Genomic DNA, 9,094 nt, shown 5'->3' with positions numbered 1-9,094 from the left:
TCGGTACTTCTGCATCTACCGTTACGCTGATGCTGGCTTTTTTGTCGGTGGTATTCGTCACGTTCGCTGGTAGAGGTGTTAAGGTGCCTTCTACCGTAAAGGTTTGTTTTGTTTTCTTCGTTGGATCATAGGTGACGCTGGCGAGATCCCAGATGATATCTGTATTAATCAAACTGTTATCGTCTAAGGTAACATCCACTTCCACAGGTAGACCTAACGCCGCTACTGTTTTCTCGGTCCCATTCGCTAGACCTGTTTTGGCTGGTAAAGTCGCCACCGAAATGATGTCTTTCTTTTTCGGCACTTCTGCATCTACTGTTACGCTAATACTAGCCGTTTTGTTATTTGTGTTTTTTACGTTAGCTGGTAAATTACTTAATGTTCCTGTTACCGTAAATATCTGTGAAGTTTTCTTCAACGGATCATACGTCGTACTTGCTACGTCCCAAATCACGTCCACTATCTTTTTAGTGTTATCACTTAATGTGACTTCCACTTGAGACGGCAGACCCAGCCCACTTGCACTTTTCTCTGTTCCATTTGTAAGGCCCGTGATCGCTGTCGGATTTGTTACTGCTATAATTTCAGTGGCTACTCCTTTTTTTAAAACTAGTTTGGGGCGCTTTGAAACATCAGGAGAAGCTTTTCCACCTATACTAGCTTGTACATTCGGTACTACTTCATCGCCAATTAATGTAAATGTTACTATTTTGTCAAGCCCCATCCTACTTTGAACAAAAGCCGTTACATCAATAACCTTCTCTTGTCCCTTCATAATCCCCATGTCTGTCGGGTTCAAAGCAGGGTCACCTGGGTTCGGTTCATAAAAGCCGCCGTTTTTCAAATTTTTACTAGAGCCGATCACTTTAATGAAAGGAACTGCTCCATCAGCCGGGTTTAAGTCTTGAAATTCTGTTACATAAAAATGTAACTTCGCCTCTGTAAAACCTTCAGAGATATCCGATAAATCGTATTGAATGTATGTTCGTTGCTTTCCGAAGCTTCCTGAATAACCAACCCAGTTATCTTCCAAATCAGGATAATAACCCGAACTATCCCATGTTCCATCCAAAGACGGATGCTTTATTAACTCTGTTGAACTTGTTGCACTGGCATGAACATCCTGAAAATTCAGCACAAAAAACAAAAAACATAAAAATACGTATAAGGACTTTTTCACGACTTCCTCCCACCAGACATATCTATCATCCTTTAACTGGATATTCTCCCTGAAGTGCAATAATAAAATTCAAGGCAAGATACGGTTGCACATTATTGTGGGGCTGACTCCCTCCTACTGGAGCAATTGCATTCGCATTCATCGTTACATCTGGTGTATCAGAATAAACAGGCGCTCCCAATCTATGTTTTGAATCAGCCCATATCGCTCCCGCAGGTTCTTTCCCTGTTTGTGGGGTACCGCCATTCGGTATATGTGTATGATTGGGTATTTGTTGTATCGATAATGTTACGCTTTTATTCCCCCCGGTACTTGCTAATGTGCGAGGAGTTAATCCTGTACCATTCCCAAAATGCATCGGTACACGAGTTCTAAAATCAGGGAGCTTAAACTCTCTGTTATCCCCGCCATACTTATTGCCAATAATGGTGTAGAGCGGCATATTTTTAGCAACAGGCAAGGAACTGCCATCACAAAATGCCCAACCAACAGGCGCATATTGACCGGCAAACAGGCGGATTTCACCAACATAACAATCCATTTATTTCCCCTTCTTTCTTTTAGTTTTTAGGTGGATAATATCCCGTTGTTGCAATGCAAAAATTTAGCACCAGAAAAGGCTGCATGTTACTGTGAGCCTGACTGCTCCCAGCGACACCAAGGGCATTCGCACTCATCTTTACATCTGTACCGTCACCGTAACAAGAAATGGTACCAGAACCCCAATAACTCCCTGAAACAGTATCTCTAGACACGCTCGTTGCTGCATTTGCAATATGTGTATGACTTGGTATTTCCGCTACGGTCAACGTATGCATTTCCTCGCCCAGTGCTTCTCCAACCGCATTCAGACCTAATTGTCTTGGCACCCTCCCCTGTAAATTAGGTAGCGCAAAAGTGTTTCTCCCATCCCCACCATATTTGGAGCCAATCACAGCAAAAAGTACTTCATTTCCGTTCACGGACAAAAGCTGACCGTTACACTGTGCCCAGCCTTTTGGAGCATTTTTCATGGCAAACAAACGAATTTCACCAACAAATGGTTCTGGCATTTTAATCCCTCCAAATATTTTTGTATCTCTCTAGATCTCTCCTACCAGAGCAATGATAAAATTGACTGCCAGAAACGGCATCATGTTATCGTGAGGAAGATTCCCACCCACAGCGCTAATAGCTGCTGGGCTCATAGTAACGTTAGGCATAGCCTGCGAATATTGATTAATAGAACTCGTCGCCCAATACGCATTCGCTGCATTTGTAGTCGTTCCAGCAGACTGAGCATTAACTTCATGTGTATGGGCTGGAATTTGAGGCATTAATAACGTCACCGTTTCGGCTCCATCTTTCTTTCCAAGTTCATATTTATAATCAGATAAAGTACCTATACCCATATGAACGGGAATTCTTCCCCGCAAGTCTGGCAACGCAAATTTTGTAACCCCATCTCCTCCGTATGTCGCGCCAATGAGTGCAAACAGGCTGGGATATTCAGAGATCAGTAGCTCTTGTCCATTACACAAAGCCCAGCCATTTGGGGGATAATCACCAGAGAACATTCGAATTTCGCCTAAATATTGATCGCCCATCTACAAGCCTCTTTTCTATCTCGTTTTGTTTTTTGCTCATGTAACCTAATCGAACTTGTCCTATCTCTTCCTCTACTATCTGCTTTTATATACACTACTCCTCCGAATTCAACATTCTACAGTAGAGGACTCACAAGATTCTCACAACACGCCTCTGGCCAATTCATGATCTGCAAATCAGGAAAGTTCACATTTTCCGCTGCTGCTCTTAATTGTTCCTCCACCGCGCCGAAAAGTGCAGACCATGTCCGAAAATGAAAAAAGGTCATTCCCCCGACCGCTTTGGCCGATGGGGAATAACCTTCTTCGATTAAAACCTATTCGTCACAACCAACTGTACCTGCAGGAGGAATTGTAATTTGTTGTGTAGCAGCAACTAATAACTGTTGTGTTTGTAACACTTTTACAGTAAGGTCTAGGACAATTTTTTCAGTCAGGCTACTAAACGTTCCCTCAGGTGTTGCTGCAACCGGTGAAAAATCAAGTTCATAGAAGTTAGCAGCTACCAACTCACCAAATGGTTGTTCGTTGTATTTAACGAGATTTTGGAAGAAACCTTTATCCAAACGCGGAACCTGGCCATCCGTCTCATTGAGGAAAAATGCTTTACTCGACTCAGCAACCCCAATAATTGGCCTTGTTAAAAATGTTGTGATCTCAGCAAAACCTGTAAACTGAACATCCGCAATTACATCTTGAAGTGCTCCACTACATCCAGCACCAGCATATTCAATATTTTTACGAATGAACCCTGCTACAAATAACTTGGCTCTTGTAACATTGAAAAAGTCAGTATTACCAATACGCTGAAATGCGACAGGAACAAGTTTAACCTGATTGAGAAATACATGTTTTACCACTCTCTTAATCTCAGTTGCTGGTGGGTTAAGTGGAATATTTGCTTCTACAACGATTTGAAGTGTTGGCTCTACAAGTACAACTGGAACTTTAATGGTTGGTACAGCTGCTTGAGAAATGATCGTAGTTGGTTCGACGGTAAATGGAATTTGTTCTGTCGAAAATACTGGACATGCGGGGGTCACTTGATTTGGATTGACATTACTCATAATTGGAAATCAACTCCAATTTTCAATTTGAGTTTTTTAAACTCGATATCACTATATTCCGCATTCCTTTTTTAGTAAGGGCAATTCTCTTAGACAACATACCCATTTTACTTGAGTCGGTGTTTGATTCCGTTATGGCCTAAATTCCAGTGACATCACAAATGATTCGAACCGGTTGAATTTGTAGTATGTGAACAATTAATTCTACTGCGATTTTTTGATGTAATTGATAAAAATTCATTACTGACTCTTTTTGAATTGTAGTATCATTTGTTTTGTCAGCGACAGAATACTCGATATTTTGATGTATATATCCCTCCAGGAATAAATCTCCTTCCCTGGCTTTGCTTGTTCCTTCCCCTAATGATGGATGAAATTGAGTAGGAACCAATCTGCACTCTTTAAGGATTACCTCATTTGAGATTCCTTTAATACCCAGTATCTCTTCTGCAAACATAATATCCTCATCTAGAGGTATTTCAACCTTATATTCTCCTACTATAACTGGGACCCTGATATTTATGAAATGATGAGTAGGACAAGACATATTATTTGTTTCTGCTGAAATTGTATCTGGCGAGTCATGAATGGGAACTGCAATAGTACGATATAGATTATCTTGTTTATTCATCTGATACGCGTGAACAGTAGTAGTTAAAAATATACTTCCAGAAATTTTAGAATGAATTAAACGACCAAAAATCTTCTCTTGATAATGAGCTGTACTATTGACTATCTTTGTATCTAATTGAGGCCATTGTTTATTATTTAGGTCTATAAATTCAATTGTATTTTGATCTATACCGCCAAAAATGGGGGGATGAAGAAAATCTTTAATTTTTACAATAGTCGAGAATGGGCTTTTGGTTGTTAGCGAGTGGATTCTTCCACGTTTAGACGATTCGATTTGTGGATTATTAGTCGGTTCGTCGACTTGCTCCATTTGAGAAACATGCTCAATATCTTTGGAATCCTTCACTTCTATAACATTATCAGAAACAGAAAACTCATCGTCTTCACAGTTGTGGTTACAATCAAAGTCCTTATCTATTTGACAAGAATGATAGTTCCCAGCTCTGGGATTTTTCACATCCCTTAGCTGTTTGCCCTCATTCTTTTTATTTTTTTTGAGACGGATTTCTTTTTTTTTCGGTACCTTAGTGTTTTTACTATTCTTTTGTTTTAAATTTATCTGCCCCATCTTTTCATAATTTATCCATGGAGTTTTCACAATATTTCACTCCCAAATAAAGAAAATCATCGTTATATTAATATATGCTGTAATAGTGTTTTTGCCCTTAGGCTAATATATAGATTGAAGAAGAGCTCTCCGATCTAGAGAAGCCTGTCAGCGATTCGGGAAGGCAAGAGCTATATCGTCCAAGACCCGTGGACCAACTACAACCCCGTCACCTTAGACAAACATCTTGTCGTTGCGGCCGCTGCTTCGCTTGTAAGGTCGCCTCAGTTCATACAAACACCAAAGAGCCCACGCTTGACGCGGGCTCTTCTTGTATTTCATTCGATATAGGTCTCCTCACAACTTCAAACAGAGCGCCTCATTTACTCCGGCGATAGAGATCGATGCTTTTAAAGCCCGTAGCCAAGACCGCCATCATTTCAGCTCGGCGCTTTGCTCGTGTCCCCTCTTGTACGGCACTATATACATACCGAGCCCAATCCTTTTGGTACCCCTGCGTGAGAGATTGGTAAAAAGCAAGCTCTTTTGGCGCATGACGCAAATCCTCTTCTATTTTCGGCACAAAGTCTATATAATCATCGACGCATTGACTCGGTTTAGATGAAGCTTTTGCCGCCTTCTTTTTCTCATTTTTAAACCCGACAACCGTAAATACCTCATTCATGCCGACCATTCGATTAAATTTGATCGTGCTTGTCCCGATATAACCATCTTCGTCAGCTCCTAATCCATCGAATAATTCATCCCGATGGATATAAGTCGGATAGACTTTATTCCCTTTCTTGGGATAAGCAACGTATAGAAGCCCTCCCTCCAATAAATAACTGTGGTCGATTACCTTCTTCATGAGCTCCTGCAAGGACCTCATATCCAGTACGAAAGCAAAAATCATGTCATATTGCACGGCTTTCAACTCATGGTCTGCTTCTTTAAGAACAGCTAAGCCATCCTCACCCTCCGGTGTATGTAAGACAGCCGTTTTTTGATATTTTTGCAGGTTCAGCTTCTCAACGATTGTTTTCGACATGATGGATCTTCCCCTTTTCATCGTACTGCTCGGAGCCAAGTCTACCTTACTTTCCACATATGTAAATCTCTCGCAGAATTTCTGTTCATGTGTTCTATGGTTTCCCTTCTATTATACCGTTAACGTTACAAATTTCATGAATGGGGGCACAGCAATAATCCCTCGAACTACAAGTTGACATTTTATGGAATATGCTGTATATATTCAAAGCCAATATGAAAGACAGTAAAGGAGGATCTGCATGCACAAAGTGATCAAGATCAGATTTACGCTCTTTTACGGCGAAACGCCTGAAGCAATATGTCACGGGTACATGGAGTTGAATCAGGATGGCAATATGATCGCGCTCTACAATAGGTACGGTGAGGAAATTGACATGTATGGCGGACATGAATTTGTTAGGGTACGGACACTTGGCCAATTTGATGACGAAGACCGAGATAATTTTTATTCCTTGTTAGAAAGTGATGGTGTAGGATAACTGCACGAAAGGCTGACGATTCCGGTGCCGAGGCACTGCGAAAGGTCAGCCTTTTTGGTTTTATTTTGTCTTGTGGAGTTAACCGGAGAAGACACAAAACCTGCTCCCATTGTGCTACAAAGTGATTCCTATTAGTATATTATGGAAGGGGGTAGGGTTCCGTTGAAAACAGCGAGTGAGATACTATCGATAATCAGTAATGACCGTTTTTTAGAGAATGTCTTCCATAAAGATGTTGATTGGGACGCTGAATTAGACGCTAGGGATGCTGATGAATTTGATACGGCATGGAGTTCTAGTTACAAAAAAGTTGATGAAATTGTCCCCTCTGAAAATACCGTGATCAGAGAAATTAGGGAATTTGTGTTTAAGCAAACTTTTCGGATAACACAGAACTCAGAGCTGGCAGGGTATGCGTCCGACGACTTTGGTCTAATTTCCAAGACGTTTGAAAACAAGATCGATATAGAATTTATCAATAGCATGTGGGAATCCTATCTGCAAGGGAATTTCCCAAATTCCAGTATATGTGAATAAAGTGCAAAAAATATGGAAGGAGCTGTGGTCAGCTCCTTCCTTTAATATTCGATCATTATTTCGGTACCCCAAGGATGAATTTAATATCATCCTCTCGCAAACTTGTTCAATTTTGTCTCTGCATCAAGTATGACAGCGGCAAGAACATTTCCGCGGCTGCCCTGTCCTCTTCTGAAATATAGACTACGCAGGAAATTTTTACTGTTTACACGGGCGATCGTCTGAACGTAGCTTCTCGGCCAATCGACGCATTTTGTCAAACCGCTTATCCAGTCAGCGATCTCCTGCTGTGGAAGCAGACCCTCTTCAATCATGGTATCCACGATACTGGCGATCCGCTCATCATCCTCATCGCTAAAAATTTGTTTCCCATTATGGAGCATCCCCTCAATAGCAGCAAGTACTTCAAGCTGTACCGCTGTATCGCTCTCCGGGCACTTGACCAGCTCCAGCAAAGCATCCGCACCGTGTGACGCACCATGAGCCCAGCCTCCTTCAGGCAGATAGCCGCGCAGATCCTTTTCCTCCTTATAATAGCGGAGCAGTGAATGCTTAAGATTCTGGAATTCAGCATAATCCAGAAAAGGCTTCTTGCTGTGAAGCCGTACTATTAAAGCCACTGGCAGAACAGAGAACGTTCTTGTAAATACAGACTGATCACCTTCGCTACCAATCTGATAGAACAAATGATGCTCATCAATCAGAATGGCCAGAAGCGTGCTCAATTCCTTTTCCGTAAACCGATTCTCTTCATAAATCCATTTATACAGTGTCGGATAGATCAGTTCATCCCGTAATTCCGGTTGAGGATCCCCGATAAATTGCAGCATTAGAGTTAAAAAATCCCGTGTCCGCTCACCTTCACGAAGCTGGTAATGTTCCTTCTCAATTCTTTGCAGGTCTATCATGAGTTTCATCCTTGTATTGCTCACTATCTCATCCCCTTGAATATACGCATTATTTCCGGACTTCTTACCCCCCTACTATAAAACAAAATAACTGACACCTGTATGTCAGTCATTGTATGGTAGCAATATTGTTTTTATATATTCTTGTAATTCATTTCTCAAATAACAGGGCTCTACTATCTCGCATTCCTTACCAAAGCTTAAAATAAATTTCAGTAATCCCTCCTCATACGGAAATTGATCCACAACGATATATTGATTGTCATCTGTTTTAGTTATTTTCTCTTTTTGAAAATACTCACTTAATTGCTCTCCCATTTTATGAGTAAACTTTAAGGTAACGGTTATGCCTCGCGTAAGATAGCTATTCCTAATGATTTCCTGAATATCTTCATTTGAGATATCCTTTTTTTCGAAGTTCTCACCCATTTTCAAATTCTTGATCCGTACTAGCTTGAACCTTCTATAGTCATTTCTTTCTTTGCAAAAGCCCACCAAATACCATTGACCGGCGGAAAATGTAATTTGAAACGGTTCTACTGTTCTTTCGAAATATTCCATACTTCTGTTGATATATTCGAATACCACTAGCTTATTTTTTTCAATAGCATTGTTTAATAGAAGCAGGTATTCCTTTAATTCATTTTCCATACTGAAATGAGACAGATTAATGTCTAACTTGCTTGTATTCTTTTCTTGTTTTAGCGTATTCTCTATCTTTAAATCAATATCATGAAACGTTGTGTTTTTCCCAAATAGAAAACTTAGATTATTCATTATCGCCATGAAAGTAGAAGCTTCATCTTTGTTTAAAAAAAGATTGTCCACATTATAGTCTTCCATAATGTAATAGCCCCCACCTTTACCACCAATGGATGCGATTGGGATACCTGCTTCACCTAACTTTTCTATATCTCTGTAAATTGTTCGTATGGACACCTCAAAATGTTCCGCAAGCTCTTTGCCTGTAACCGTACCTTTTTTTGAGATAATGAGTAACATGGATAATAATCGATCTACGCGCATTTATATATTACGTTGATTTGCAACGTATCCTCTCTTATTCTTTTTTTACAAGACCGACCGGAGTCTTCCCTGCCCCCTCCG

At 40.6% G+C, this 9,094-nt stretch carries 11 protein-coding genes; 2 read left to right on the top strand and 9 right to left on the bottom strand.

Going from position 1 to position 9,094, the window contains the following annotated elements; genetic code table 11:
• From ACQ5DJ_RS22465 to ACQ5DJ_RS22435, 7 genes are all read right to left on the bottom strand, one after another.
• A partial coding sequence (locus tag ACQ5DJ_RS22465; protein ID WP_429844386.1) for an Ig-like domain-containing protein occupies nt 1-1,180 on the bottom strand: 1,180 nt, incomplete at its 3' end.
• Between the two features lie 25 nt (nt 1,181-1,205).
• A complete protein-coding gene (locus ACQ5DJ_RS22460) occupies nt 1,206-1,721 on the bottom strand; it encodes a phage tail protein (protein WP_429844385.1) in 516 nt (171 codons plus the stop codon).
• Nucleotides 1,722-1,740: 19 nt separating this feature from the next.
• Nucleotides 1,741-2,232 (bottom strand): phage tail protein, encoded by a 492-nt coding sequence (locus tag ACQ5DJ_RS22455; protein WP_429844384.1) that lies wholly within the window; start codon nt 2,230-2,232, stop codon nt 1,741-1,743.
• Nucleotides 2,233-2,262: 30 nt separating this feature from the next.
• Nucleotides 2,263-2,766, bottom strand: coding sequence for a phage tail protein (locus tag ACQ5DJ_RS22450; protein ID WP_429844383.1), 504 nt, complete (start codon nt 2,764-2,766; stop codon nt 2,263-2,265).
• Between the two features lie 317 nt (nt 2,767-3,083).
• On the bottom strand, nt 3,084-3,833 hold the full coding sequence (locus tag ACQ5DJ_RS22445; RefSeq protein ID WP_429844382.1) for a CsxC family protein: 750 nt from the start codon (nt 3,831-3,833) through the stop codon (nt 3,084-3,086).
• 139 nt (nt 3,834-3,972) lie between these two features.
• The gene (locus ACQ5DJ_RS22440; RefSeq protein WP_429844381.1) at nt 3,973-5,064 is read right to left on the bottom strand and encodes a BC_2427 family protein; all 1,092 of its coding nucleotides are present in this window, start codon (nt 5,062-5,064) and stop codon (nt 3,973-3,975) included.
• A gap of 328 nt (nt 5,065-5,392) precedes the next feature.
• Nucleotides 5,393-6,061, bottom strand: a complete 669-nt coding sequence (locus ACQ5DJ_RS22435) for a YdeI/OmpD-associated family protein (RefSeq protein ID WP_429844380.1) — start codon at nt 6,059-6,061, stop codon at nt 5,393-5,395.
• Nucleotides 6,062-6,302: 241 nt separating this feature from the next.
• Between ACQ5DJ_RS22435 and ACQ5DJ_RS22430 the strand changes: the two genes are divergently transcribed.
• Nucleotides 6,303-6,542 (top strand): hypothetical protein, encoded by a 240-nt coding sequence (locus ACQ5DJ_RS22430; RefSeq protein ID WP_429844379.1) that lies wholly within the window; start codon nt 6,303-6,305, stop codon nt 6,540-6,542.
• 162 nt (nt 6,543-6,704) lie between these two features.
• Nucleotides 6,705-7,079 (top strand): hypothetical protein, encoded by a 375-nt coding sequence (locus ACQ5DJ_RS22425; protein ID WP_429844378.1) that lies wholly within the window; start codon nt 6,705-6,707, stop codon nt 7,077-7,079.
• Between the two features lie 86 nt (nt 7,080-7,165).
• On the opposite strand, the gene ACQ5DJ_RS22420 is transcribed toward ACQ5DJ_RS22425, so the two are convergent.
• Both ACQ5DJ_RS22420 and ACQ5DJ_RS22415 read right to left on the bottom strand, forming a co-directional pair.
• Nucleotides 7,166-8,011: a DUF2785 domain-containing protein gene (locus ACQ5DJ_RS22420; RefSeq protein WP_429844377.1), complete on the bottom strand. Its 846-nt coding sequence runs from the start codon at nt 8,009-8,011 to the stop codon at nt 7,166-7,168.
• A gap of 81 nt (nt 8,012-8,092) precedes the next feature.
• A complete protein-coding gene (locus ACQ5DJ_RS22415) occupies nt 8,093-9,013 on the bottom strand; it encodes a helix-turn-helix transcriptional regulator (protein ID WP_429844376.1) in 921 nt (306 codons plus the stop codon).
• Nucleotides 9,014-9,094 lie beyond the last annotated feature (81 nt).

This window comes from Brevibacillus sp. FIR094, from assembly GCF_050477165.1.
Classification (GTDB): domain Bacteria; phylum Bacillota; class Bacilli; order Brevibacillales; family Brevibacillaceae; genus Brevibacillus.
Note: the sequence above shows the minus strand (reverse complement) of the source record. Positions and strands in the feature narration are given on the sequence as shown.

Excerpts from the sequence above, each read along its gene's own strand:
- ACQ5DJ_RS22415 (WP_429844376.1), bottom strand. The coding sequence starts at position 9,013 with ATGCGCGTAGATCGATTATTATCCATGTTACTCATTATCTCAAAAAAA.
- ACQ5DJ_RS22445 (WP_429844382.1), bottom strand. The coding sequence starts at position 3,833 with ATGAGTAATGTCAATCCAAATCAAGTGACCCCCGCATGTCCAGTATTT.
- ACQ5DJ_RS22460 (WP_429844385.1), bottom strand. The coding sequence starts at position 1,721 with ATGGATTGTTATGTTGGTGAAATCCGCCTGTTTGCCGGTCAATATGCG.
- ACQ5DJ_RS22435 (WP_429844380.1), bottom strand. The coding sequence starts at position 6,061 with ATGTCGAAAACAATCGTTGAGAAGCTGAACCTGCAAAAATATCAAAAA.
- ACQ5DJ_RS22430 (WP_429844379.1), top strand. The coding sequence starts at position 6,303 with ATGCACAAAGTGATCAAGATCAGATTTACGCTCTTTTACGGCGAAACG.
- ACQ5DJ_RS22455 (WP_429844384.1), bottom strand. The coding sequence starts at position 2,232 with ATGCCAGAACCATTTGTTGGTGAAATTCGTTTGTTTGCCATGAAAAAT.
- ACQ5DJ_RS22450 (WP_429844383.1), bottom strand. The coding sequence starts at position 2,766 with ATGGGCGATCAATATTTAGGCGAAATTCGAATGTTCTCTGGTGATTAT.